Origin of the sequence: Nocardioides sp. GCM10028917 (assembly GCF_042666175.1) — a bacterium.
Classification (GTDB): domain Bacteria; phylum Actinomycetota; class Actinomycetes; order Propionibacteriales; family Nocardioidaceae; genus Nocardioides.
On the sequence record NZ_JBHTFL010000003.1, the window covers coordinates 299,876 to 324,867 of the forward strand.

General features: G+C 71.5%; 26 protein-coding genes. 9 read left to right on the top strand and 17 right to left on the bottom strand.

Annotated features, from left to right (window positions below):
• The first annotated feature begins 32 nt into the window (after positions 1 to 32).
• Entirely contained in the window at positions 33 to 1,247 is a 1,215-nt protein-coding gene (locus ACFQW6_RS04820; protein ID WP_378541834.1) for a thiolase family protein, read from the top strand.
• Complete coding sequence (locus tag ACFQW6_RS04825) at positions 1,244 to 3,322, top strand: 3-hydroxyacyl-CoA dehydrogenase NAD-binding domain-containing protein (RefSeq protein WP_378541835.1); 2,079 nt, start codon at positions 1,244 to 1,246, stop codon at positions 3,320 to 3,322. Before ACFQW6_RS04820 ends, ACFQW6_RS04825 begins: the two co-directional genes overlap by 4 nt.
• A 102-nt stretch (positions 3,323 to 3,424) precedes the next feature.
• Here the strand turns inward: ACFQW6_RS04825 and ACFQW6_RS04830 are convergent, their stop codons facing one another.
• The 8 genes from ACFQW6_RS04830 to ACFQW6_RS04865 form a co-directional block, all read right to left on the bottom strand.
• A complete protein-coding gene (locus ACFQW6_RS04830) occupies positions 3,425 to 4,945 on the bottom strand; it encodes an amino acid permease (protein WP_378541837.1) in 1,521 nt (506 codons plus the stop codon).
• A gap of 65 nt (positions 4,946 to 5,010) precedes the next feature.
• On the bottom strand, positions 5,011 to 6,915 hold the full coding sequence (gene dxs, locus ACFQW6_RS04835; protein ID WP_378541839.1) for a 1-deoxy-D-xylulose-5-phosphate synthase: 1,905 nt from the start codon (positions 6,913 to 6,915) through the stop codon (positions 5,011 to 5,013).
• A 16-nt stretch (positions 6,916 to 6,931) separates the two neighbouring features.
• Entirely contained in the window at positions 6,932 to 7,867 is a 936-nt protein-coding gene (locus tag ACFQW6_RS04840; protein ID WP_378541841.1) for an SMP-30/gluconolactonase/LRE family protein, read from the bottom strand.
• A complete protein-coding gene (locus ACFQW6_RS04845; protein ID WP_378541843.1) occupies positions 7,864 to 8,361 on the bottom strand; it encodes an NUDIX domain-containing protein in 498 nt (165 codons plus the stop codon). The genes ACFQW6_RS04840 and ACFQW6_RS04845 overlap by 4 nt, the downstream gene beginning before the upstream one ends.
• Positions 8,362 to 8,381: 20 nt before the next feature.
• Entirely contained in the window at positions 8,382 to 8,798 is a 417-nt protein-coding gene (locus ACFQW6_RS04850; protein ID WP_378541845.1) for a hypothetical protein, read from the bottom strand.
• Positions 8,799 to 8,831: 33 nt separating this feature from the next.
• On the bottom strand, positions 8,832 to 9,410 hold the full coding sequence (locus tag ACFQW6_RS04855; RefSeq protein ID WP_378541847.1) for a GNAT family N-acetyltransferase: 579 nt from the start codon (positions 9,408 to 9,410) through the stop codon (positions 8,832 to 8,834).
• Positions 9,411 to 9,413: 3 nt separating this feature from the next.
• Complete coding sequence (locus ACFQW6_RS04860; protein WP_378541849.1) at positions 9,414 to 9,818, bottom strand: YjbQ family protein; 405 nt, start codon at positions 9,816 to 9,818, stop codon at positions 9,414 to 9,416.
• A complete protein-coding gene (locus ACFQW6_RS04865) occupies positions 9,808 to 10,113 on the bottom strand; it encodes an MTH1187 family thiamine-binding protein (RefSeq protein WP_378541851.1) in 306 nt (101 codons plus the stop codon). Before ACFQW6_RS04865 ends, ACFQW6_RS04860 begins: the two co-directional genes overlap by 11 nt.
• A 137-nt stretch (positions 10,114 to 10,250) precedes the next feature.
• On the opposite strand from ACFQW6_RS04865, the gene ACFQW6_RS04870 reads away from it, so the two are divergent.
• Positions 10,251 to 11,087 (top strand): alpha/beta fold hydrolase, encoded by an 837-nt coding sequence (locus ACFQW6_RS04870; RefSeq protein ID WP_378541853.1) that lies wholly within the window; start codon positions 10,251 to 10,253, stop codon positions 11,085 to 11,087.
• 130 nt (positions 11,088 to 11,217) lie between these two features.
• Here the strand turns inward: ACFQW6_RS04870 and ACFQW6_RS04875 are convergent, their stop codons facing one another.
• The gene (locus tag ACFQW6_RS04875; protein WP_378541855.1) at positions 11,218 to 11,928 is read right to left on the bottom strand and encodes a DUF3105 domain-containing protein; all 711 of its coding nucleotides are present in this window, start codon (positions 11,926 to 11,928) and stop codon (positions 11,218 to 11,220) included.
• Between the two features lie 172 nt (positions 11,929 to 12,100).
• Positions 12,101 to 14,935 (bottom strand): aconitate hydratase, encoded by a 2,835-nt coding sequence (locus tag ACFQW6_RS04880; RefSeq protein ID WP_378541857.1) that lies wholly within the window; start codon positions 14,933 to 14,935, stop codon positions 12,101 to 12,103.
• A gap of 288 nt (positions 14,936 to 15,223) precedes the next feature.
• Here ACFQW6_RS04880 and ACFQW6_RS04885 point away from each other — a divergent pair, with 288 nt between their 5' ends.
• Both ACFQW6_RS04885 and ACFQW6_RS04890 read left to right on the top strand, forming a co-directional pair.
• Positions 15,224 to 16,045, top strand: coding sequence for a hypothetical protein (locus ACFQW6_RS04885; protein ID WP_378541859.1), 822 nt, complete (start codon positions 15,224 to 15,226; stop codon positions 16,043 to 16,045).
• A 9-nt stretch (positions 16,046 to 16,054) separates the two neighbouring features.
• On the top strand, positions 16,055 to 16,594 hold the full coding sequence (locus ACFQW6_RS04890; protein ID WP_378541861.1) for an AAA family ATPase: 540 nt from the start codon (positions 16,055 to 16,057) through the stop codon (positions 16,592 to 16,594).
• A 9-nt stretch (positions 16,595 to 16,603) separates the two neighbouring features.
• Here the strand turns inward: ACFQW6_RS04890 and ACFQW6_RS04895 are convergent, their stop codons facing one another.
• Genes ACFQW6_RS04895 through ACFQW6_RS04905 form a run of 3 tightly spaced genes read right to left on the bottom strand, consistent with a single transcriptional unit; the run spans position 16,604 to position 20,274 of the window.
• Positions 16,604 to 16,960 (bottom strand): hypothetical protein, encoded by a 357-nt coding sequence (locus ACFQW6_RS04895; protein WP_378541863.1) that lies wholly within the window; start codon positions 16,958 to 16,960, stop codon positions 16,604 to 16,606.
• A 39-nt stretch (positions 16,961 to 16,999) separates the two neighbouring features.
• Complete coding sequence (locus tag ACFQW6_RS04900; RefSeq protein WP_378541865.1) at positions 17,000 to 18,232, bottom strand: class I SAM-dependent RNA methyltransferase; 1,233 nt, start codon at positions 18,230 to 18,232, stop codon at positions 17,000 to 17,002.
• Entirely contained in the window at positions 18,229 to 20,274 is a 2,046-nt protein-coding gene (locus tag ACFQW6_RS04905) for an APC family permease (RefSeq protein ID WP_378541867.1), read from the bottom strand. Before ACFQW6_RS04905 ends, ACFQW6_RS04900 begins: the two co-directional genes overlap by 4 nt.
• A gap of 55 nt (positions 20,275 to 20,329) precedes the next feature.
• On the opposite strand from ACFQW6_RS04905, the gene ACFQW6_RS04910 reads away from it, so the two are divergent.
• Both ACFQW6_RS04910 and ACFQW6_RS04915 read left to right on the top strand, forming a co-directional pair.
• Positions 20,330 to 20,992: a potassium channel family protein gene (locus ACFQW6_RS04910; RefSeq protein WP_378541869.1), complete on the top strand. Its 663-nt coding sequence runs from the start codon at positions 20,330 to 20,332 to the stop codon at positions 20,990 to 20,992.
• Positions 20,993 to 21,007: 15 nt separating this feature from the next.
• Positions 21,008 to 21,679 (top strand): TrkA family potassium uptake protein, encoded by a 672-nt coding sequence (locus ACFQW6_RS04915; protein ID WP_191195723.1) that lies wholly within the window; start codon positions 21,008 to 21,010, stop codon positions 21,677 to 21,679.
• 3 nt (positions 21,680 to 21,682) lie between these two features.
• On the opposite strand, the gene ACFQW6_RS04920 is transcribed toward ACFQW6_RS04915, so the two are convergent.
• The 4 genes from ACFQW6_RS04920 to dut are packed head-to-tail and all read right to left on the bottom strand — an operon-like array spanning position 21,683 to position 23,917.
• Entirely contained in the window at positions 21,683 to 22,402 is a 720-nt protein-coding gene (locus tag ACFQW6_RS04920) for a DUF3159 domain-containing protein (RefSeq protein WP_378541871.1), read from the bottom strand.
• Positions 22,399 to 22,761, bottom strand: coding sequence for an OB-fold nucleic acid binding domain-containing protein (locus ACFQW6_RS04925; protein WP_378541873.1), 363 nt, complete (start codon positions 22,759 to 22,761; stop codon positions 22,399 to 22,401). The genes ACFQW6_RS04920 and ACFQW6_RS04925 overlap by 4 nt, the downstream gene beginning before the upstream one ends.
• A gap of 4 nt (positions 22,762 to 22,765) precedes the next feature.
• A complete protein-coding gene (locus ACFQW6_RS04930; protein ID WP_378541875.1) occupies positions 22,766 to 23,401 on the bottom strand; it encodes a DUF3710 domain-containing protein in 636 nt (211 codons plus the stop codon).
• A 45-nt stretch (positions 23,402 to 23,446) separates the two neighbouring features.
• Complete coding sequence (dut, locus tag ACFQW6_RS04935) at positions 23,447 to 23,917, bottom strand: dUTP diphosphatase (RefSeq protein ID WP_378541877.1); 471 nt, start codon at positions 23,915 to 23,917, stop codon at positions 23,447 to 23,449.
• Between the two features lie 27 nt (positions 23,918 to 23,944).
• On the opposite strand from dut, the gene ACFQW6_RS04940 reads away from it, so the two are divergent.
• Together ACFQW6_RS04940 and ACFQW6_RS04945 are read left to right on the top strand one after the other, a co-directional pair.
• Positions 23,945 to 24,403 carry a DUF3093 domain-containing protein gene (locus ACFQW6_RS04940; RefSeq protein ID WP_378541879.1) on the top strand — a complete coding sequence of 153 codons (459 nt, stop codon included), beginning with the start codon at positions 23,945 to 23,947 and terminating at the stop codon, positions 24,401 to 24,403.
• 10 nt (positions 24,404 to 24,413) lie between these two features.
• Positions 24,414 to 24,746: a DUF4235 domain-containing protein gene (locus tag ACFQW6_RS04945; RefSeq protein WP_378541881.1), complete on the top strand. Its 333-nt coding sequence runs from the start codon at positions 24,414 to 24,416 to the stop codon at positions 24,744 to 24,746.
• Positions 24,747 to 24,992: the final 246 nt, after the last annotated feature.

Consider the following 24,992-nt stretch of genomic DNA (forward strand, 5'->3'; position numbering starts at 1 on the left):
ACCCTGTCCCCCTCATAGCCTGGGAGTAGCCAGTGTCCCGACCACAGCGCGAGGTCGTCTTCGTCGACGGCGTGCGCACCCCGTTCGGCAAGGCCAAGGGCCAGTACGCCGAGACGCGCGCCGACGACCTCGTCATCAAGAGCATCCGCGAGCTGCTCCGGCGCAACCCCTCCCTGCCGCCCGAGCGGGTGGACGAGGTGGCGATCGCCGCCACCACCCAGATCGGCGACCAGGGCCTGACCATCGGCCGCACCGCCGCCCTCCTCGCCGGCCTCCCGCAGAGCGTCCCCGGCTACTCCATCGACCGCATGTGCGCCGGCGCGATGACGGCCGTGACCAACACCGCCTCCGGCATCGCCTTCGGGGCCTACGACGTCGCCATCGCCGGCGGCGTCGAGCACATGGGCCGCCACCCGATGGGCGAGGGCGTCGACCCCAACCCGCGCATCCTGTCCGAGCGGATCGTGAACCCGGACGCGCTCGTCATGGGCAAGACCGCGGAGAACCTCCACGACCGCTACCCCACGATCACCAAGCAGCGCGTCGACGAGTACGCCGTCCGCAGCCAGCAGAAGACGAAGGCCGCCTACGACGCCGGGAAGATCCAGCCCGACCTCGTGCCGGTCGCGACCCGCTCGGCCGAGGCCGGTTGGGGCCTGGCCACGACCGACGAGCCCATGCGCCCCGAGACGACGATGGAGTCGCTCGCCGGTCTCAAGACCCCCTTCCGCTCGCACGGCAACGTCACCGCGGGCAACGCCGCGGGCATCAACGACGGCGCCACCGCGGCGCTGCTGGCCGACGAGGAGACCGCCCGCGAGCTCGGCCTCCCCGTGAAGATGCGCCTGGTCACCTACGCCTTCGTCGGCGTCGAGCCCGAGGTGATGGGCGCCGGCCCGATCCCGGCCACCGAGAAGGCCCTGCGGCTGGCCGGCCTGACCATCGACGACATCGAGGCCTTCGAGGTCAACGAGGCGTTCGCCGTGCAGGTGCTGGCGTTCCTCGAGCACTACGGCATCGCCGACGACGACGCGCGGGTGAACCCCTACGGCGGCGCGATCGCCATGGGGCACCCGCTGGCGTCGTCCGGCGTACGTCTGATGAACCAGCTGGCGCGCCAGTTCGAGGAGCGCCCCGAGGTCCGGTATGGCCTCACCACCATGTGCATCGGTATCGGCATGGGCGGCACCGTGATCTGGGAGAACCCTCACTGGACCGGTGCAGCCGCGAACGGAGAGTCCAAGTGAACGACGTCAGCATCTTCGACCGCGCGCAGGCGATCGTGTCCGACGCCGAGCGCGTCACGCAGGCCCACCTGCGGACCGTGACCCTGCCGGGCGTGACCATCGGCCTGGTCACCCTCGACAACGGCGAGGACCACACCAAGCCCAACACCTTCGGACCCGCCTCGCTGCTCGCGCTCAACACCGCGATCGACGCGGCGCTGGCTGACGACACGATCGACGCCATCGCGGTCACCGGCAAGCCGTTCATCCTGGCGGCCGGCGCCGACCTGACCGTCATCCAGGGCGGCGGCCCCGACGCCGTACGCACGGTCGCCGAGCTCGGGCACGCGGTCTTCCGCAAGCTGCAGGACGGCGGCAAGCCGTCGTTCGGACTCATCAACGGCCTCGCCCTCGGCGGTGGCCTCGAGGTGGCGCTGCACTGCACCTACCGCACCGTCATGGACTCCGCGCCGGCCCTCGGCCTGCCGGAGGTCATGCTCGGCCTGGTCCCCGGCTGGGGCGGCGCCTGGCTGGTGCCCAACCTCGTCGGTGCCGACAAGGCCGTGACGCTGATCGTGGAGAACCCGCTCAACCAGGGCAGGACGCTGGGCGGCCGGGCGGCGTACGACCTCGGGCTGGCCGACGCGGTCTTCAACGGTGCCGACTTCCTCGAGCAGTCGCTGCTCTGGGCGGCCTCCGTGCTCCGCGGCGAGACCGTGGTCGAGCGTGCCGAGGTCGACCGGGGCGAGGCGTGGGACGCGGCGATCGAGCGCGCCAAGGGCATCGTCGCCGCCAGGACCGGCGGCGGCTCCCCCGCCGCGGCCAAGGCCGTGGAGCTCATCGCCGCGGCGCGCGACACGGACCGCGACACCGGCTTCGCGGCCGAGGACGACGCCCTCGAGGCGATGTCGCAGACCGCCGAGCTGCTCGCGTCGCTCTACTCGTTCGACCTGGTGCAGAAGCGGGCCAAGCGGCCCGCCGGAGCGCCCGACAAGTCGCTCGCCCGGCCGGTGACCAAGGTGGGCATCGTGGGTGCCGGCCTGATGGCGAGCCAGCTCGCGCTGCTCTTCGTACGCCGCCTCGAGGTGCCGGTCGTGCTGACCGACCTGGACCAGGAGCGCGCCGACAAGGGCGTCGCCTACGTCCACGCCGAGATCGACAAGCTGCTCGCCAAGGGTCGGATCAACCAGGACAAGGCCAACCGCCACAAGGCGCTGGTCTCCGGAGAGACCGACAAGCAGGTGGCCTTCGGTGACGCCGACTTCGTGATCGAGGCCGTCTTCGAGGAGATGTCGGTCAAGAAGACGGTCTTCGCCGACGTCGAGAAGGTCGTGAGCGCCGAGTGCGTGCTGGCGACCAACACCTCGTCGCTGTCGATCACCGAGATGGCCGCCGCCCTCGAGCACCCCGAGCGGGTCGTCGGATTCCACTTCTTCAACCCCGTCGCGGTGATGCCGCTGCTCGAGATCGTGAAGGGCGACGCGACCGACGACGCGACGCTGGCCACTGCGTTCGCGACCGGCAAGTCGCTGAAGAAGACGACGATCCTGGTCAAGGACAGCCCGTCCTTCATCGTCAACCGGCTGCTCGGCCGCTTCATGAGCGAGGTCGGCCGCATCGTCGACGAGGGCACGTCCGTCGGTGTCGCCGACAGCGCCTTCGCCGGCATCGCGCCGATGCCGCCCTTCGTGCTGCTCTCGCTCGTCGGGCCGGCGATCGCGCTGCACAACAACGAGACGCTGAAGCGAGCGTTCCCCGACCGCTTCTACGTCTCCCCCGCCCTCGAGCGGATCGTCGCGGCGAGGAAGGGTGCCTACTACGGCGCCGACGGCCGCCTCGACCCCGAGGTGGAGCAGCTGCTCGAGAAGCCGGCCTCCCCCGTCGTGCTCACGGCCGAGGAGGTGCGCGAGCGGACGCTGTCCGGCCTGGCCGAGGAGGCGCGCCTGATGCTCGACGAGGGCGTCGTCGCCGCCCCGCAGGACATCGACCTGGCGATGATCACCGGCGCCGGGTTCTCGTTCTGGAACGGCGGCCTGACCTTCATGCTCGACGTCGCGGGCATCTCGGAGAAGGCGACCGGCAAGCGCTTCCACTGACGAGTGGGCGCATCCTGACGCCCCGAAGCCGTCGAGTCGGCGCATCCTGCTGCAGGATGCGCCGACTCGGTCCCGTACGAGGGACGGGCTGCGGCGACTCGGTCAGGCGTTGGGATCCGTCACAGCGTCGGCAGGACGCGTGTGACGGTCGTAGTCCCCGCGACCCAGCCGGCTGTGGGAGCGGCCGTAGGCGAAGTAGACGACGAGCCCGAGCGCCATCCAGATCAGGAAGCGGAACCAGGTCTCGGCGATGAGGTTGAGCATCAGGTAGCCGCAGAGCAGCACCGACGCGGTGGCGACGACGTAGATCCCCGGCACCCGGAACGCGCGGTGCAGGTCGGGGCGCGTCCGGCGCAGGACCAGCACGCCCACGCTGACGAGCATGAAGGCGAACAGCGTGCCGATGCTGACCAGGTCGCCCAGCGTCTCGAACGGCACGAAGCCCGACAGCACCGAGACCATGATCGCGGTCACCGCGGTGATGCGGTAGGGCGTGCCGAACGTCGGGTGGACCTTGGCCAGGCCGACGGGCAGGAGCCCGTCGCGGGCCATCGCGAAGGCGACCCGCGTCTGGCCCATCATCAGGATCAGCACGACGACCGTCAGCCCGATGGTGGCCCCGACGGCGATCAGGTCCGATATCCAGTGCAGCCCGACGTTCTCGAACGCCGTCGCGAGGGGTGCCGCGTCATCGGGGTCGATGTCGCGGTAGGACTGCATGCCGGTGATGACGAGGGAGACCGCGATGTAGAGGACGGTCACGATGGCCAGCGACGCCAGCACCCCGATCGGGACGTCACGCTGCGGGTTCTTGGTCTCCTCCGCGGTGGTCGCCACGACGTCGAACCCGATGAACGCGAAGAACACGATGGCGGCGCCGGCGATCACCCCGGCGATCCCGAAGACCGCCGGCTCGAGGCCGAAGATGGAGGTGATCAACGGGGTCTTCCACGCGGAGGCGTCCGCGCCGGAGGAGGGCTCGCTCGGCGGGATGAAGGGGGTGTAGTTGGACGTCTTGACGTGCGCGATGCCGACGATGATCACGAGGGCGACGACGCTCAGCTTGATGGCGACGACGACCTGGTTGACGCGGCTGGAGAGCTTGATGCCGCCGATCAGGACCGCGGCGCAGAGCAGCGTGATCACGATCGCCGGGACGTTGACCACGCCGTCGCTCGCGGAGGACAACGACGCCGGGATCTCGAGCGCGGTGCCGTCGAGCAGGGACTGGAGGTAGCCGGAGAAGCCGACGGCCAGCGCCGAGGCACCGACCGTGAACTCCAGCACGAGGTCCCAGCCGATGATCCAGGCGATCAGCTCGCCGAAGGTGGCGTACGAGAACGTGTAGGCGCTCCCCGCGACCGGCACCGTCGAGGCGAACTCGGCGTAGCAGAGCGCCGCGAGCGCGCAGGCCAGTCCGGCGATGAGGAAGGACAGCGAGATGGCCGGTCCGGCGTTGGTCGCGGCGACCAGGCCGGTGTAGACGAAGATGCCGGCACCGATGATGACGCCGACACCGAAGATCGTGAGGTCGAGCGCACCGAGGTTCTTCTTCAGGCGGTGCTCGGGCTCCTCGGTCTCGGCGATCGACTGCTCGACTGACTTGGTCCGGAAGAGACTCATCCCAGCAACCTAGGGCGGGCGAGTCCCTACCGTCGAGTCACGTCCCGACCTGTCCCGGCGGACGGTCAGGCGGTGTGGTCGACCTCGACGATCGTGGGCCCGCCGTCGAGGGCGGTCACGTCCTCGACGATCGACCGGGCCAGCGTCTGCGCGTCGAGGCCGATACGCGCCAGGATCACGTCGCGCTTGGCGTGGTCGAGGAACTCCTGCGGGATGCCGTGCAGGCGGAACGGCGTACGCACCCCCGCGTCGTTGAGTGCCTGCAGGAGCGTCGCGCCGCAGCCGCCGACGCGTCCGTTGTCCTCGACGCTCACCACGAGCCGGTGTTCGCGCGCGAGGTCGATCAGCGCGGGGTCGACCGGCTTGACCCAGCGCGGGTCCACGACCGTGACGCCGATGCCCTGGTCGCTCAGCCGAGAGGCGACCTCGACAGCAGTCGTCGCCATCGACCCGACCGCGACGACGAGCACGTCGCGCTCACCCGAGCGGACCAGCACGTCGGCGCCGCCGGCACGGTCGATCGCCGGCACGTCCGCGGGCGGCGGCCCCTTGGGGAACCGGACCACCGTCGGGGCGTCGTCGACCTCGACGGCCTCGTCGAGCAGCTCGTGCAGCCGCGTGACGTCGCGGGGCGCGGCCAGCCGCAGGCCGGGGACGACCTGGAGGATCGACATGTCCCACATGCCGTTGTGGCTGGCGCCGTCGTCACCGGTGACGCCGGAGCGGTCCAGCACGAAGGTGACGCCGCACCTGTGCAGCGCGACGTCCATCAGGACCTGGTCGAACGCTCGGTTCAGGAAGGTCGCGTAGACGGCGAAGACGGGGTGGAGGCCGCCCATGGCCAGCCCGGCGGCAGAGGTCACGGCGTGCTGCTCGGCGATGCCGACGTCGAAGGTGCGCTCGGGGTACTTCTCGGCGAACACGTCGAGGCCGACGGGGTGCATCATCGCCGCGGTGATGGCGACGACGTCCTCGCGGCGGGCGCCCAGGTCGACGATCGCCTCGGAGAAGTGGTCGGTCCAGATCTTGCCCTTGGGCTTCTCGGCCCCGGTCTGCACGTCGAAGGGCCCGGGCGCGTGGAACTGGTCCGCCTCGTGCCGCAGCGCAGGGTCGTAGCCCTGGCCCTTCCGCGTGAGCGCGTGGACGATGACGGGGCCGTCGAAGCGCTTGGCGTTGGTCAGCGCCTGCTCCATCGCGGCGCGGTCGTGGCCGTCGACGGGACCGACGTACTTGAGGCCGAGGTCCTCGAACAGCCCCTGCGGGGCGAGCGCGTCCTTCATGCCCTTCTTGACGGCGTGGAGGGCGTCGTACGTCGCGTGCCCGACGCCCGGGACGGAGTTGAGCCGCTTCTTGACCAGGTCGAGGACCTGCTCGTAGCGCGGGTTGGTGCGCAGCGAGGTGAGCGCCGTGGCGAGCCCGCCGATGGTCGGGGTGTAGGACCGCTCGTTGTCGTTGACGACGATGACGAGCCGGCTCTTCTTCGCGATCGCGATGTTGTTGAGGGCCTCCCACGCCATGCCGCCGGTGAGGGCGCCGTCGCCGATCACCGCGACGACGTGCCGGTCCTCACCCCGGATCGCGTAGGCCTTGGCCAGCCCGTCGGCGTAGGACAGCGCGGTGGAGGCGTGCGAGTTCTCGACGATGTCGTGGTCGGACTCGGCCTGGCTGGGGTAGCCGCTGATGCCGCCCTCCTTGCGCAGGGTGGCGAAGTCGGCGTGGCGACCGGTGACGAGCTTGTGCACGTAGGACTGGTGGCCGGTGTCGAAGACGACCCGGTCGCGCGGGGAGTCGAAGACGCGGTGGATGGCCAGGGTGAGCTCGACGACGCCGAGGTTGGGCCCGAGGTGCCCCGAGTTCGTCGCGACGGTGCGGATCATCAGGTCGCGGATCTCGGCGGCGAGCTCGTCGAGCTGCTCCGCGGACAGGCCGCGGAGGTCGCTCGGGGAGGCGATCGAGTCGAGGAGGGCCATGGGGCGGGAGTCTATTTCATGGACGGTCGACGACCGCCACCGCCGGCTCGTGGAGGCTCCCCAGCCAGAGCCGTCCGTCGTGCTCCCGGACGCCGGTGACCATGTGGTAGCCGGGGCCGCGCTCGGGCCCGGGCAGGTCGATGTCGTGCACGAGCCGGCCGTCGTCGCCGTAGGCCTGCACGCGGATCGTCCGCGCGGGCTTGGGCTGCAGCGCCTCCGGGATCCGCGTGACCGCCCTGCGGAGGAGCATCGGTGCCGTGCCGAGCCGCTCGACGATGCCGTCGACGGGGCTCGCGACCGCCACCCAGATCAGCCCGTCGCTGCCCTGGCTGATGTTGTCCGGGTAGCCCGGGAGGTCGGTGACGAGGTGGTCGCGCTCCCCCGCGCGCGGGCCGGTCAGCCAGAGGCGTACGACGGTGCGGCCGCGGCACTCGGCGACGGCGACGTAGGACTCGTCGGCGGAGAGTGCGACGCCGTTGGCGAACGCCAGCCCAGTGAGCACCACATCGACCGAGCCGTCGGGGTCGCGGCGCAGCAGCCGACCGGTGCGGGTGTGCCGGACGAAGTCGTCCTTCCACTGCTCGATCCCATGGTGGAGCGAGGAGTCGCTGAACCAGATCGTGCCGTCGACCGCCACCGCGGCGTTGTTGCAGAAGGCCATCGGCTCACCGTCGACCTCGCCGACGAGCACGCCCACGACGCCGTTCGCGGGTGACACCCGCAGCACCCCCCGCTTCGCGTCGCAGACGAGGAGGTCGCCGTCGGGCAGGAGCTCGATGCCCAGCGGGCGGCCACCGGTGTCGGCGACCCGGCGGGTGCTGCCCGTCGCGGGGTCGAGCGCCCAGATCGCGCCGTCATCCGTGCCGGTGAAGACGGTGCCGTCGGGCGCCACGACCACGTCCTCCGCGCCCATCGACGGGACGGGGTGGACGGTGAGCGTGTCGGCGGTCATGGCGCCATGCTGGCGTAGAGGTCGCTGTCGAGGAAGGCCGGGACGATCTCGGTGGCCGCCGAGCCGAGGTCGAGCCCCCGCGCCACGGTCGGGTCGACGAAGACGATCTGGCGTCCCTCACGGCAGTCGATGTCGGCGTCGGCCAGGTCGGTGGCGGCGGCGAAGACCTGCATGACGTCCCACGTGCCGTAGGCCTCGCGGTGGTCGACCACGAACTCGCGAAACAGCCGCAGCCCGTTTCCCGGCAGTCGTACGCCGGTCTCCTCCTCGAGCTCGCGGTGCGCAGCTGGCTCGAAGTCCTCGCCCGGGTCGACGTGGCCGCCGGCCAGGCCCCACTTCTCCGGGTCGATGCGCGGGAACTCGTCCCGCTCCTGCAGCAGGATCCAGCCGCGGCGGTCGACGAGGATGATGCCGGCGAATCGCCTGGGGTCGGGTCCGGGATCCCGGTCGGGATGGCGGTCGGCGGTGGTCTCGTCCGGGGATCCTCTGTGCACCGGGCGACCCTAGCGAGCGCTCACATCCGCACGCGGTAGCGACGCCCCCGCAGGGCGTCCTCGACCAACCCGACCTCGCGCCGTACGCCGAGCAGGCGGGCGTCCTCGAGCTGGAAGGTCTGCACCGCCGCCAGGACGACCGCCTCGTCGGCCACGTCCTTCAGGTCCCCGCGGATCTCGCTGAGTCCCCGGCGGGTCGCCAGCTGCTGCGCCTCGACGTGGAGCACAGCGAAGCGGGCCAGGACCACGACGTGTCGGCGCAGGCCGGAGAAGCGGCGGTAGTCGGGCGGGCACAGGTCCAGCAGCCAGCTGGCCGCCGTGGCCTCCCAGTCGGGTGCGTCGGGAGGTCGCACCTGCCGCGGCCAGCCGGGGGGCGCGACGCCCGCGTGGCCCTGCGGCGGCGTCGGCCGCTGGCGGGGCTGGGGGGTGGGGAACACCTCACCACTCTATCGAACATGTGTTCGATATACTCAGTCGACGTTCAGCGTGCTCTCGATCTCGGCGAGCTCGGGGTCCCGGAGCCCCACCAGGTCGCTGCGCCACCACACGTCCGGGTAGACCAGGCGACCGGTCATCCACGGCTCGTGCTCCCTCAGCAGCAGCACCTGACACGCGGGCTCGGGGATACGACGCGACGGGCGCTCGAGGTCATGGGCCGATGCAGCGCTCCAGCCGTGGCGGCCGTAGTAGCGGGGGTCGCCCTCGAGGAAGACCAGAGGCGCACCGAGCCCCTCGGCGACGCCGGGGACCGCGGCCAGCAGCCGGCCTCCGATCCCCTGCCGCTGGTGGTCGGGCGCGACCGCGAGGGGGCTCAGGACGAGGACGTCGACCAACCTCTCCCGGGCGTCGAGCCAGGCGCGCGACAGTGCGACGCAGCCGACGACCTCTCCGTCCGACTCGGCGACGAGCTCGACGGCCATGTCCTCGGTGCCGCGCAGCCGCGCCATCACGTCGTTGACCGAGGCGCCCTGCTCGCCGAAGGCGGCCTCGACGACCGCCGCCAGCGCGGGGTGGTCGACGTCGTCGGCCTCGCGGATGTCGATGGTCACCGCTCAGCCCTCCAGGAAGGACCAGCGGACCTCGCGCTCGTCGTTGTCGACGTTGAGGTCCACCAGGCAGATGCTCTGCCAGGTACCGAGCGCGAGCCGCCCGCCCAGGACCGGAACGGTGCAGTGCGGCGGCACGATCGCGGGCATGACGTGCGAGCGTCCGTGGCCCGGGGAGCCGTGGCGGTGGCGCCACCGGTCGTCAAGGGGCAGCAGGTCACGCAGGGCCGCCAGCAGGTCGTCGTCCGACCCCGCGCCGGTCTCGATGACCGCGATGCCGGCGGTCGCGTGCGGCACGAACACCTGCAGCAGTCCGTCGCCCCGGTCGGCGACGAACTCCAGCGCATCCTGGGTCAGGTCGAGCACGACCTCGTCGCTGCCGGTGCGATAGCTGCGGGTCTCACTGTGCATCGCGCAGCGCCTCCTCGATGCGCTCCACCTTCGAGGTCAGCTGACCGTCGTAGCCCGGTCGGATGTCGGCCTTGAGCACCAGGCCGACGCGGGGGGACACCGCCGAGACCGCCTCGACGGCCCGCTTGACCACGGCCATCACCTCGTCCCACTCCCCCTCGATGTTGGTGAACATCGCGTTGGTCTCGTGGGGTAGTCCGGACTCGCGGACCACCCTGACGGCGGCCGCCACCGCGTCGGTGACGGAGCCCGTCGGGTCGCTGGACATCGGTGACAGGGAGAAGGCGACGATCATGCCGCCACGCTAGGGCACCCGCTGTCCGCAGCGCTCGGGCCACCCCGGCGGGTGGAACGACCCATCCGGAGCCGCGCCTACGTTCGAAGCACCAGTGAACGGCCCTCCCCCGCAGGGCCCCAACGAAGGGACACCGCGTGCCTGACGTCACCGCAAGCTCCGGCCTGCTGAGCTCCACCAAGGTCCACGTCGAGGACTCCGGCGGCTCCGGCCGCCCCGTCGTCCTCATCCACGGCTGGCCCCTGTCCGGGGAGTCGTGGAGCGAGCAGGTCGGCCCCCTGAGCGCCGCCGGCTACCGGGTCGTGGCCTACGACCGCCGCGGCTTCGGGCGCAGCGACAAGCCGTCCAAGGGCTACGACTACGACACGCTGGCCGACGACCTCGACGGGCTCCTGTCCGAGCTCGAGCTCACCGACGTCACCCTCGTCGGCTTCTCGATGGGTGGCGGCGAGGTGGCCCGCTACGTCGCCCGCCACGGCCAGGACCGGCTCCACTCGGTCGTGTTCGCGGCCGCCGTACCGCCGTACCTGCTGAAGGGCGACGACAACCCGGACGGCCCGCTGACCGAGGAGGCAGCCGCAGAGATGACCAAGGGGCTCGAGGAGGACCGGACGACGTTCTTCGACGGCTTCACCCGCGACTTCTTCTCCGCCGACGGCGAGCTCAAGGTCACCGAGGAGCAGCGCCAGGAGGCGATCGCGATGTGCCACCAGAGCGACCAGAAGGCCGCGTTGGGGTGCATGGAGGCCTTCGGCACGACGGACTTCCGCGACGACCTCACGCAGGTCACCGTGCCGACGCTCGTGATCCACGGCGACAGCGACGCCACGGTCCCGTTCGAGGGCTCGGGCAGGCGCACCCACGAGGCGATCCCCGGCTCGGAGCTGGTCGTCGTCCAGGACGCGCCCCACGGCTTCAACGTCAGCCACGCGGACGAGTTCAACCGGGCGCTGCTGGACTTCCTGGCGCGCTGACGGCCGTCGCCGGCGCGATCCCCGGATATCCGGGGATCGCGGGCGGATCGTGGAAGATCCGAGTCACCTGGTGGCCCGGATCTTCCACGTTCTGGTCCCGGCGCCGCCCGGGGCGCCGAGGAGGAGCCGCTCAGGCGTCGGTGCCCTGCTCGGGCACGGACCCGTCGGGGGACGGCGTCCCGCCCTCGCAGCTGACCCCGAACTCGGGAGCCGTGTGCCCGTCGCCGTACTCCTCCAGGAAGAGCCCGAGCCGTCGGTCGTCGGCGCTGTCGAGCCGGAGCTGGGCACCCCACACCGTCACCACGACGGGCGACGGCAGGCCCTCGCGCGGCGACATGATGCCGTTGTCGGGCAGCTGCTCGGCCAGTGCCTCACGATCGGCGGCGGACAGGTCGGGGTCGTGGGTGATCCACACGGTGCCGTGCTCGAGGTCGTGGACGGCGTTCTCGTCGCGGACCGGCTCGTCGTAGACGCCGCACGCCAACCAGGCCGGCGCGTGCGCGCCGCCGGCGGGCGGGTCCTGCGGGTAGGTGACGTCGTCCATGGTGTGCGCGCGGTCGGTGATCTCCCACGTCTCGACGAGCGTCAGGTCGAGGGCGCGCTGGGCGCGCTCCTCGCCCCGGATCGCCCGGTCGACGAGCGGAGCCACGAGCGCGGCGCCGAGCACGAGCGCCGACGCGACACCTGCCAGGACCAGCGGCAGGTTGCGTCTCGGCCGCCTCTCCTCCACGGGCGCGTACGGCGCCTCAGGCGGGTCGTACGACGTCTCGGGCGGACCGTCGACTGCCTGACCCGGCTCCCCCGGACGTGCAGGACCGGGCGGGGTCTCGGCGTCGCTCACCGCGTCAGGCTAACCAGTCAGGACAACGGCGCGCGCACGGCCTCGGCGGGACCGTCGTACACGTCCTGCGGGGTGTTGGGGAGCATGCCGCCCAGCGGCGGCCGACCGGCCGCGTCCAGGTGGTCCTGGACGCGGCCGAGCCGGACCTCTGCCGGGTCGGCAGCGGGATCGGTCAGCTGCGCAGCAGGCTGCGCAGGACGTACTGCATGATCCCGCCGTTGCGGTAGTAGTTGGCCTCGCCCGGGGTGTCGATGCGGACGGTGGCCTCGAACTCGCTGGCCTCGCCGTGCGCCTGGTCGGTGCCGGGCGCGGGCTCCACCTTGACCGTGACGGTCTTCGGCGTGGTGCCGTCGTTGAGCTCGGTGATGCCGCTGATCGAGATGATCTCGGCACCCGTGAGGCCCAGGTCGTCGGCGGTCTTGCCCTCGGGGAACTGCAGCGGGATGACGCCCATGCCGATGAGGTTGGAGCGGTGGATCCGCTCGTAGGACTCGGCGATGACGGCCTTCACACCCAGCAGCGCGGTGCCCTTGGCGGCCCAGTCGCGCGACGAGCCGGAGCCGTACTCCTTGCCGGCCAGGACGACCAGCGGGGTGCCGGCCTCCTGGTAGTTCTGGCTGGCCTCGTAGACGCTGGTGACCTCTCCGTCCTTGGTGAAGTCCTTGGTCACGCCACCCTCGGTGCCCGGCGCGATCTGGTTGCGCAGGCGGATGTTGGCGAACGTGCCGCGGATCATGACCTCGTGGTTGCCGCGGCGCGAGCCGTAGGAGTTGAAGTCACGCTGCTCGACCCCGTGCTCGGCGAGGTAGGTGCCGGCGGGGCTGTCCTTCTTGATCGCGCCGGCTGGGCTGATGTGGTCGGTCGTGACCGAGTCACCCAGCTTGAGCAGGACGCGGGCGCCGACGATGTCGGTGACCGGCTCCGGCTCCTGCGGCATGCCGTCGAAGTAGGGAGGACGGCGGACGTAGGTGGACTCGGCGTCCCACTCGAAGGTGTTGCCCTCCGGGGTGGGCAGCGACTGCCAGCGCTCGTCGCCCTTGAAGACGTCGGCGTAGGAGGAGCCGAACATGTCGGAGGTGATCGCCTGGGCGATCGTCTCCTCGATCTCCTGCGGGCTCGGCCAGATGTCCTTGAGGTAGACGTCGTTGCCGTCGGTGTCCTGCCCCAGCGGGTCGCCGAACAGGTCGACGTCCATCGAGCCGGCGAGGGCGTAGGCCACGACCAGCGGCGGCGACGCGAGGTAGTTCATCTTCACGTCGGGGTTGATGCGACCCTCGAAGTTGCGGTTGCCCGACAGCACCGAGACGACCGCGAGGTCGGCCTCGTTGACCGCCGCCGACACCTCCGGGATGAGCGGTCCGGAGTTGCCGATGCACGTCGTGCAGCCGTAGCCCACGAGGTTGAAGCCGAGCTTGTCGAGGTAGGGCGTGAGGCCCGAGCGGTCGTAGTAGTCGGAGACGACCTTGGAGCCCGGGGCGAGCGAGGTCTTGACCCACGGCTTGCGGGACAGCCCCTTCTCGACGGCCTTCTTGGCCAGCAGCGCGGCGCCGATCATCACGCTCGGGTTGGAGGTGTTGGTGCACGAGGTGATCGCGGCGATCACGACGGCGCCGTGGTCGATCTCGACCTCCTGGCCGTCGAGCGAGACGGTCGTCTTCTTGGTGGGACGGCCGGCGTCCTTCGGGGCGTCCCGGTGGACGGGCGCACCGTTGCCGCCGGCGTGGCTCGGGGAGTCGGAGGCCGGGAAGGACTCCTCGACCGCCTCGTCGTAGCCCGTGGCCTCGGCGGCGTCGTCGGGGTCGTCGTCGCCCTCGTCGACGTAGTCGGTCAGCGCCGCGCGGAACGAGTCCTTGGCGACGGAGACCTCGACGCGGTCCTGCGGGCGCTTCGGGCCGGCGAGCGACGGCACCACCGTGGAGACGTCGAGCTCGAGGCGCTCGCTGTAGCGCGGCTCGGCGCTCGGGTCGTGCCAGAGGCCCTGCTCCTTGGCGTACGCCTCGACGAGCGCGAGCTGCTCCTCGGAGCGACCCGTCATGCGCAGGTAGTCGACGGTCTGGTCGTCGATCGGGAAGACGGCGATCGTCGAGCCGAACTCCGGGCTCATGTTGCCGATCGTGGCGCGGTTGGCGAGCGGCAGCGCCGAGACGCCCTCGCCGTAGAACTCGACGAACTTGCCGACGACGCCGTGCTCGCGGAGCATCTCGGTGATGGTCAGCACGAGGTCGGTGGCCGTGGAGCCCTCGGGCAGCTCGCCGGACAGCTTGAAGCCCACCACGCGCGGGATCAGCATGGACACCGGCTGGCCGAGCATCGCGGCCTCGGCCTCGATGCCGCCGACGCCCCAGCCGACCACGCCGATGCCGTTGACCATCGTGGTGTGGGAGTCGGTGCCGACGCAGGTGTCGGGGTAGGCGACGCCGTCGCGGACCATGACCACACGGGCGAGGTGCTCGATGTTGACCTGGTGGACGATGCCGGTGCCCGGCGGGACCACCTTGAAGTCGTCGAAGGCCCCCTGGCCCCAGCGCAGGAACTGGTAGCGCTCGCGGTTGCGCTCGTACTCGATCTCGACGTTGCGCTCGAAGGCGTCGGCGGAGCCGAAGACGTCGGCGATCACCGAGTGGTCGATGACCATCTCGGCGGGGGCGAGCGGGTTGATCTTGGTGGCGTCGCCGCCGAGCTCGGCCATCGCCTCGCGCATGGTGGCGAGGTCCACGACGCAGGGGACGCCGGTGAAGTCCTGCATGATCACGCGGGCGGGCGTGAACTGGATCTCCTGGTCGGGCGTCGCGCTGGCGTCCCAGCCGGCGATCGCCTTGATGTGGTCGGCGGTGATGTCCGCGCCGTCCTCGGTGCGGAGCAGGTTCTCCAGCAGCACCTTCAGCGAGAAGGGCAGGGTCTCGACGTCGAGCCCCTCACCCTCGACCGCGTCGAGTCGGTAGATCTCGTAGGACTGTCCGTCCACGTCCAAGGTGCCCTTGGCACCGAAGCTGTCCTGACTGGCCATCAGCCACATCTCCTCGGGAGTTCGCGGGTTCGCATCCATCTTGCCGCCGCACCCTGAGGTGCGGGAAGGCAGGCGACCCTTAGTTCCGGCGTCAACTTGTCTCGACGTCAAGATACACGATGTCGAGGAGCGGCCCAACCGCACCAAGGGGTGTGTCCGGTGGCCGGTCCAGTCAGGTCGACCTTGGCACTGGCGGTGGCCCGGGAGCGAGCGCATGCTCGACGCATGGCGCCACTCGGCGCGCCACAGGGGTGCACCCGGTCGACGCCGTCTCGGAAGGACGTCACCATGCACCAGACCCGCCCCCACCTGCGCGCCGCCGTCGCCGCGGCCGCCGTCACCGCCTCGCTCGTCGGCCTCGTCGCCGCTGGGCCCCTCGCTCCGGCCCATGCCGAGCGCACCCGCGTCGTCAGCGTCCAGGAGGACTGTCACGAGGTCGCGATCCCACGCGCCGTCAGCACATCGGGCCTCCGCGAGCTCGTGCCCGAGCGCCACACGATCAACACGATCACCGCCACAGCCTCCCGGCTCTGGATCATCACGGTGACCTGCCAGTGGGTGCGCGTGGAGCCCGGCAGCGACCGCTCGCCGGCTCGGCGCACCACCACGTACACGCTGGGCGCGGTGCCCCTGACCGCGAGCGACGGTGTGCCGACCCGGGACCACTATCTGCTCTGGTGGGGCACGGACAACCCGGAGGAGGCGGCCAAGCTGCGGCAGCTCGGCCTCCCCATCACGTTCCAGCCCGGCACCACCAGCACCGTCAGCGAGGACGGCGCAACCAACACGCTGGCCTTCGACCTGCGCGGCGGCGGACTCGACTACCGGGTCGACGCCGTCGGGAACGAGCCGGGGACGGCTGTCACGACCAGCGAGATGAGGTGGGTGCACGATGGCCCGGACGGCACCGTGCTGGTCACGGCAGCCAACCGGACGCGACCGGCCTCGACCGCCGTGACGACAGCCGACTTCAGCACCCTGGAGCCGCTCATCCCGATCCTCGTCTCACCCGTCCGCCCCACCAACGTCCCGTTCACCTACTTCCGCGGGGGTTGGACCATGACGGCCGAGCTGGTGGACCGAGAGCCGGAGGGACCGCCGGCGTCATAGGCTCCGGCGGTGCCCACGCTCCTCCACCTCAACGGTCCCTCCGGCGTCGGCAAGTCGACGCTCGCCCGCGCGTACGCCGCGCGCCACCCCGGCACGCTGGTCTGCGACATCGACGAGCTGCGGTCCTGGGTGTCGGGGTGGGAGGACGACTTCGTCGGCACCGGCGAGGCGGTGCGCGCCTCCGCCCTCGCCCTGCTGACCGCCTACCTCGGCACCGGACGCGACGTCGTGCTGCCCCAGCTGATCGTCACCCCCGCCCAGGCCGAGCGCTTCGAGGCCGCCGCCGCCGCGGCAGGGGCGTCGTACGTCGCCGTGGTGCTCGAGGTCGCGCCGGAGGCGCTGCTCCCCCGGCTCCACGGCCGCCTGCGCACCCCGGTCAACGACGTCGTCTCGCGCGTCATCGAGGAGCGCGGCGGCGACGACCTCGTGCTCGAGGGGCGACGCCAGCTGCTCGACCTCGCCCCGGAGCACGGCTGGACCGTGGTCGACGCGACGGACTGTGACGCGGCACTCGCCGCGCTGTCGGACGTCGTGGCCGCGCGCCGCTGACCGGGCCCGTCAGTCGATCCCGGCCATCTGGTCGAGCCGTTGCAGCAGGTCGTGCGCGGCCAGCTCCACGGACTTGTGCCGCCACTCGGAGGCGCGGTAGACGCAGGCGATCAGACCGGACCGGTGGACGCGCCGGAGGTCGCCGTAGACGAACGCGTGGCGGGCCTTGGTCCCGTCGTTGGCGCCCTCGGTGAGGCCGAGGTGCCAGGCGCCGTAGTCGTCCCACGAGTGCCGCTCGAGGTAGGCGTTCTCGTCGTCCGCCCGCGGCTGCACGTGGCCCCAGTCGCTGTCGAGGACGTACTGCCGGCCGTCGATGAGCTTGCGCGCGTGGGCGACGGCCGCCGGGTTCACCTCGTAGGTCGCCATGGGGCCAGCCTCCCGCCGCGCCCGGGACGTGGCAAGCGCTCAGCGCCGACGCGGCTCCAGCAGCGCCACGCACTCGACGTGGTGGGTCATCGGGAAGAGGTCGAAGGCCCGGACGGCGGTGAGCTCGTAGTCGTGCTCGGCGAAGATCGCGACGTCGCGCCCGAGCGCGGCGGGGTCGCAGGCGACGTACGCCACCGCGCGCGGCCGGCGGTCGACGACCTGCTCCACCACGACGCGCTTGGCCCCCTCGCGGGGCGGGTCGAGCACGACGAGGTCGAACGGCTCGTCGAGGCCCGACCGCAGCACCCGGTCGGTCGGACCGCACTCGACGGACGCCGGCTCCAGGGCCGCCAGGTTCGCCCGGGCGTGCTGGCATGCGGCTCGGTCGGCCTCCACCGCGACCACCCGGGCACCGGTGGCCTCACCCACGAACCGGGCGAACAGCCCGACGCCGGCGTAGAGGTCGAGCGCGCGCTCGCCCGGCTGGGGGTCGAGCAGCTCGAGCACCGTGCCGACCAGGACGCGCGGCGCCTCGGGGTGCACCTGCCAGAAACCGTCGGAGGCGACGGAGAACGGATGGGTGCGGCTGCCCACGGTGACGTCGTGGGTGGCGGGGTCTCGTGACGGGCGCAGGGTGCCCTCCTCGACCAGCGGTTGGTGCGCGTCGGCGGGGCGTGCGCCCTCCGCGGCGATCAGGCAGTCGTCGATCGCGATGAGCTCGTGGGAGCGGTGCGCCCGCATGGCCGGCCGCCCGTCCGGCAGGACGGCGTACCGCTGGCGCGTGCGCCACCGCAGGCCGTCGTCGCCACGACCGGCGACGGGCACGGCCTCGACGTGCAGACCGGTCACGAGGTCGGAGGCTGCGTCGAGGCGGCCGAGCCGCACGAGCTGCTCGCGCACCACGGCCGTCTTGAGGTCGCGCTGCGCGGGGAGCGCGACGTGCTGGAAGTCGCAACCGCCGCACAGCCCCGGTCCGGCGTAGGGGCACGGAGGCTGGACGCGCTCGGCGGAGGGTACGTCGACGCGGACGGCGTCGCCGCGCCAGAACCGGTCGCCGTCGGTGCCCTCGGTGATCTCCACGACGATCCGCTCCCCCGGCAGGGCGTGGCGCACGAACACCACGCGGGACTCGGGCTCGGGGAGCCGGGCGACGCAGTGCCCGCCGTGGGCGACGGGACCCGCCTCGACCTCGAAGCGCTCCCCCACCCGCGAGCGACCGCGGGCCCGACGGGGACGGTTGTGGCGCTGGGAGGACCGTCGTGGGGTGCTCATACGTCGTCGACCTGTCGGTTGGTGCGCGAGGAGACGCGACCGCGGCGCAGGTCGCCGGCGTGGACCCGGACGTCGTCGCGGCGACGCTCCTCGGCGACCTGGGAGGAACGCAGCTGGTAGGGCACGGAGATGACCATGACACCCGGCGTGAAGAGCAGGCGTCCCTTGAGCCGCAGCGCTGTCTGGTTGTGGAGCAGCTGCTCCCACCAGCGCCCGACGACGTACTCCGGGATGTAGACCGCCACGACGCCGCGCGGGCTGGCCCGGCGGATCTCCTGGGTGTACTCCACGATCGGGCGAACGACCTCACGGTAGGGCGAGTGCAGGACCTTGAGGGGGATGTCGAGGTTGCGGTCGTCCCACTCCTCCAGCAGCCGGCTCGTGGCCTTGGCGTCGATGCTGACGTAGATCGCCTCGAGGACGTTGGGCCGGGTGGCGCGGGCGAAGGCCAGCGCCCGCAGCGTCGGCTTGTGCAGCTTGGAGGCCAGCACGATCGCGTGGACCCGGGTCGGCATGACCTTGTCCTGCTCGTCGGCCGCGAGCTCGAGCTCGACGCGCGCGTAGTGGCGTCCGATGGCCTGCATGAGCACGAAGAAGAACCCCATCGCCAGGATCGCGATCCACGCTCCGGCGAGGAACTTGGTGATCAGCACGATCACCAGGACGACGGCGGTCATCCCGAGGCCGAACGTGTTGATCGCCCGCGACCGCATCATCCGGCGGCGCACCGCCGGGTCGCGCTCCGTGCGCAGGTGGCGGGTCCAGTGGCGGATCATGCCGAGCTGGCTGAGGTTGAAGGAGACGAAGACGCCGACGATGTAGAGCTGGATGAGCTTGGTCGTCTCGGCGTCGAAGATCCAGATCAGCAGGATCGACATGGCCGCGAGGAAGACGATGCCGTTGCTGTAGGCGAGCCGGTCGCCGCGCGAGCCGAGCGAGCGGGGCGCCAGGCCGTCCTGGGCGAGGATCGACCCGAGCACCGGGAAGCCGTTGAAGGCGGTGTTGGCCGCCAGCACCAGGATGATCCCGGTGACGGTGATCACGAAGTAGAAGCCCGGCGGGAAGTGGTCGAAGACACCGGCCGCGATCTGGGCGATCACCGGGTGCTGCTCGTAGCCGTCGGGCAGCGCGTCGCCGGACGCCGTCCGCAGCCGATCGAGCTCGTGCGGGTCCACGAAGCGGATCGCCATCTGGTTGGCGAGCACGATGACGCTCAGCATCATCGAGATCGCGATCAGGCCGAGCAGCAGCAGGGTGCTCGCCGCGTTGCGGCTCTTGGGCTTGCGGAACGCGGGTACGCCGTTGCTGATGGCCTCCACGCCGGTGAGGGCCGCACAGCCCGACGAGAACGCGCGGGCGAGGAGGAACATCAGTCCGATCTGGGTCAGCGGCTCCTCCCACCCGGGCTGGGGGACGATCGTGAGATGGGCGCTCTCCGCCTCGGGGAGGTCGCCGGCCAGCAGGCGCATCAGGCCGTACGCGCACATGCCGAGGATGGCGAACATGAACAGGTAGGTCGGCACGGCGAAGAACGCCCCGGACTCCCGCACGCCGCGCAGGTTCATCGCCGTCAGGACGACGACCGCGATGACCGCGACCGTCGCCTCGTGGCCGATGAGCCCGTTGACCGCCCCGGCGGCGTACTGGGCTGCCGACGAGATCGACACCGCGACGGTGAGCACGTAGTCGACGAGCAGCGCGCTCGCGACCGTCACCCCGGCGTTGCGGCCGAGGTTGACCGTGGCCACCTCGTAGTCGCCGCCGCCCGAGGGGTAGGCGTGCACGGTCTGGCGGTAGCTCGCGACGACGGTGAGCATCACCAGGGCCACCGCGAGGCCGATCTTCCACGACCAGACGTACGTCGACGCGCCGGCGACGGCGAGCATGATGAACACCTCGTCAGGCGCGTACGCCACCGAGGACAGCGCGTCGCTGGCGAACACCGGCAGGGCGATCCGCTTGGGAAGGAGCGTCTCCCCCAGCTGGCTGCTGCGGAGCTTGCGACCCAGCAGGATCCGCTTGGACACGTCGCCGACACTCACGGGCGCGAGCCTAGACCCGCACCGACCGAGATCCCCGCTGGGATACGGTTCTGGCGTGCACGTCGTGATCATGGGTTGTGGCCGCGTCGGTTCGACGCTCGCCCGGAGCCTCGAGGACCGCAACCACACCGTGTCCGTCATCGACAGCGAGCCCGATGCGTTCCGGCGCCTCGGCCCGGAGTTCAACGGCGACAAGATCACGGGCTACGGCTTCGACCAGCAGGTGCTGGAGAAGGCCGGCATCCGCCGCGCCGACGCGTTCGCCGCGGTCTCGAGCGGTGACAACTCCAACATCATCGCGGCGCGCGTCGCGCGGGAGACCTTCGGCCTCCAGCAGGTCGTCGCCCGCATCTACGACCCCGGTCGCGCCGAGGTCTACCAGCGCCTCGGCATCACGACCGTGGCGACGGTGAAGTGGACGGCCGACCAGGTGCTCCGCCGCATCCTGCCTGCCGGTGCCGAGCCCGACTTCCGCGACCCGTCCGGCACCATCCGCGTCGACCACGTGCCGGTGCCGGAGGCCTGGATCGGCAACCGCACCGTCGAGTTCCAGATGCAGTCGCGCAGCCGGATCGCGTGGATCGACCGGCTCGGTGAGGGCATGCTGCCCACCCGCGAGACGGTCCTGCAGGAGGGCGACATGCTGCACCTGGTCATCCGCGAGGAGAACGCGGCCCACGCCTACGCCGTGCTCGAGTCCGGGCCCGACGACGACTGAAGGAACACCTGAGACATGCGCGTCGCTATCGCCGGAGCCGGAGCCGTGGGTCGATCGATCGCCCGCGAGCTGATCGAGAACGGTCACCAGATCCTGCTCATCGACAAGAGCCCCTCCGCGATCCGCCCCGAGCGGGTCCCCAACGCCGAGTGGCTGCTCGCCGACTCGTGCGAGCTGTCCTCCCTGGCCGAGGCGCAGCTCGGGAAGTGTGACGTGGTCATCGCCGCGACCGGTGACGACAAGGCCAACCTGGTCACCTCGCTGCTGGCGAAGACCGAGTTCGGCGTGCCGCGCACCGTCGGGCGGGTCAACCACCCCAACAACGAGTGGCTGTTCACCGAGGCCTGGGGTGTCGACGTCAACGTCTCGACCCCGCGCATCATGTCCGCACTGGTGGAGGAGGCCGTCTCGATCGGCGACCTCGTCCGCCTGTTCACGTTCCGCCAGGGCAACGCCAACCTGGTCGAGCTGACCCTCTCGGCCGACTCGCCCTACGTCGGCACGCCCGCCGGCCTGGTGCCGTTCCCCGACAACTGCGCGTTGGTGACGATCCTGCGCGACGGACAGGTCTACACGCCCGAGGCCGAGCAGCCGCTGGAGTCCGGCGACGAGCTGCTGTTCGTGGTCCCGGCCGAGGTGGAGTCCGAGCTCGAGCACCTGCTCTCCCCCGGCCACCACCCGGGCTGAGCCCTAGGCGGGCGCCGCGTCCGGCTCGACGGGCGTGCGGTTGCGCGAGAGCAACCAGATCATCGACGCGAGCGCCGCGAGCTGGAGCGGCCAGCCGAGCGCGATCTTGAGCACCCCGAGGGCGGCCACCGCGGCGTCGGGGTCCATCGAGCCCGAGTTGCCGGCCAGCCAGATCGGCGCCTGCACGGCCACGCGCAGCAGGCACGGCGCGACCAGCAGCCAGGTGAGCCGGCTGCAGAGCTTCACGACCTGCTTGTCCTGGTGCCACGCGGTCGGGTCGCCGGTGATGCTGCCGACCATGAAGCCGACCAGGGGCCAGCCGATCAGGCAGGTGAACGCCAGCACGACGGCGTACCCGCCGTTGTAGAGCAGTCCGGGCAGGAAGTAGGCGAGGGCCTGCTCCTGCTCGGAGCCGCCGGACTGGGCGGAGCGGTAGACGAAGTACCAGCCGATCCCGATGCCGAAGAGCGCGTTGAGGACGAACTGGACCGTCGAGCGCTGCACCAGCCGTACGACGAGCAGCACGAGCGCCGCGCCGATGCTGACCGACAGCGCGAGGTTGAGGTTGCTCCTCGTCAGCCAGGTGACGGTGAACAGGATGGTCGGCACGGCGGCCTCGGCCATGCCACGTCGGCCGCCGAGCGCCTTCGCGAGCTGGCCGCGCACGACGGCCTCGACCGTGTCGGTGGAGGGGGTCGTCCCGATCCTGGTGGGGTCGGTCACGGGCGCAGCTCGTAACGCGGGTTGAACATGATCGGTACGCCGCCCTGGCGCCCGATGCAGCCGGACACGGTCACCGACCGTCCGGGGTCGACGCCCGTGATGCGCCGACGCCCGAGCCACACCACGGTGATGACGCCGGAGCCGTCGTCGAGCTCGGCCTCGAGGGCCGGCACGCCGCCCCGGGGGCGCAGCGTGACGGTGCGCAGCACGCCGTTGACGACGACCTGCTCGCGCTCGGGAGCATCGGCGATGGCGAGCGCCTCGTCGGTCGTGTGGGACTGGCGCAGCTCGCGCTGGTGGGCCTCGGAGCTGTCCGCCCAGCGGGAGAGCGCCTGGCGCAGCCGGCTCTTCTCGGCCATGGGGTCACCTGACCCGGCGGGCGTCGTCCGGCAGCGTGACCGGCAGCGGCTCACCCACGGGCATGGCCTGGTCGCCGCGGCGTACGACGATCTGGGCGAGCGCGTCCTCCCACTCGGGGGCGGAGTCCGGGTCGACGGCCGGTCGGCCGAGGAAGGACGCGCGCAGCATCCACCGCTCGCCGTTGATGCCGATGACGCGCGAGGGCTGGGTCGCGGTCGTCCCGTCGGGGCGCCTCACCGGCATCTGGCACACCAGCTCGGTGCCCCAACGACCTTCGCGCTCGGTGGCCTGGCCGCCACGCCGCTCCATGTCCGCGGCGATCTGCGGGCGGACCTCGGACCACAGGTCGCCGTTGCGGGGGGCGGCGAAGGCCTGGAACTCGCAGGCGCCGTCGGAACCGGCCAGCATGACCGCCCGGACCTGGCCGCTCTGCTCGTCGACCTGCAGCCGCAGCTCGCGGTCGGCGATCGCGGGCACGAGGACCGAGCCGAGGTCGGCCCGGTCGATGCCGTCACCCTCGACCTGGGACACGTCGAACGGGCCGGTGGGCCCAGCCGGGCCGGCGGTGGCGTCCGCGGCGTCCTCCGCGGAGCCGTCCGCGGTCACCGGGGTCGTGTCTGCCTTGCGGCGGAACTTCACGTCAGCACTCCTTCACGTCAGCGCTCCTGCGGAACGCGTTCCGGCTCAAGGACGCGAACCGGTACCTGTAGAACCGTAGCCCCCGGCGCCCCGGACCGACCGCGGCAGCACCCCCACCTCGACGAACCGCGCCCGCTCGAACCGCTGGACCACGAGCTGGGCGATCCGGTCGCCGCGGCTGAGGCTCACCGCCTCGACCGGGTCGTGGTTGATGAGCAGCACCTTGATCTCGCCGCGGTAGCCCGCGTCGATCGTGCCCGGGGTGTTGACGATCGACAGCCCGTGGCGGGCCGCGAGGCCCGACCGCGGGTGCACGAGGGCGACGTAGCCGTCCGGCAGCGCGATCCCGATGCCGGTGGGCACGAGGGCCCGCTCGCCCGGCGCGAGGTGGACGTCGACGGTGGTGTGCAGGTCGGCGCCGGCGTCTCCCGGGTGCGCGTACGACGGCAGCGGCAGGTCCGGGTCGAGGCGGACGACGGCGATGTCCAGGTCAGGGGTCGGGTCGTGGTCGGGCACGAGGAGGGAATCTATAGGCTCTGCGCCGTGGACTACGCCGAACGCCTCACCGTTCCGCTGCGCTGGTGGGCGCAGGGCACGATGTTCGTGGCGACCCTGTGGCTGGCTGTCCTCGCTGCCACTCCCGAGGTCTTCGCCTGGTCCGTGACGGCCGTCGCGATGGCTGTCCTGGTCGCCCTGTTCGTCGGCTACGGGCGCCCCCGGGTGTCGGTGGACGGCACGACCTTCCGGGCCGGTCGGGCGCACATCCCGCTGCACCTGGTCGGAGCGGTGACGGCCCTCGACGCGGACGGCCTGCGACGCCAGGCGGGTGTCGAGGCCGACGCCCGGGCGTACCTCCTGCTGCGGCCCTACCTCAAGCGGGGCGTGCGGGTGGACATCGCCGACCCGGCCGACCCGACGCCGTACTGGCTCGTCAGCTCCCGCCGACCGGACGCCCTCGCCTCAGCCCTGGAGGCGGGGCGAGCCCACCGAGCGGCTGGGTAGGGTGCCCTTCATGGCCCCTTCATCCACGGACAGCTCCAGCAAGTTCTACTCCGCATTCTCCCTCGTTGCTGCTCTCGGCGCGGCAGCCCTGGCCAAGAAGGGCCTCAACACCTCCTGGCGCGCAGCCACCGGCAAGAACCCGCCCGAGAACCCCGCCGACCCCGACGTCAGCATCGGCGAGGCCGTCATGTGGGCCGCCGTCAGCGGCACCCTGGTCGGGGTGGCGCGCATGCTCGCCAGCCGCCGCGCCGCTCACTACTACGCCAAGTCGACCGGCCACCTCCCCCCGCAGCTGAAGAAGGACGACCAGGACGCCTCGAAGGCCCCGGCAGGCCAGGCCTGACCCAGGCTGCCCTGTCGGGAGCCGGAGCCGGCGTCACTCGGACCACGGCACGGTGCGCCGGGTCCGCCCCACCCGTGGTTCCACGTCCCGCGGCGCGGCGGCGATGCATGGAGTGACGCCGCGTTCGGCGCCCCTGGGCGAAGCCGACCGATCCCCGGAATCCGCACCAGCCGCGCCACCTGCGGACCGAGCACTGACCCGTGAGTCCCTGAGCGACTCAACGCCTCGCCGGCTCCGCGCCGACGG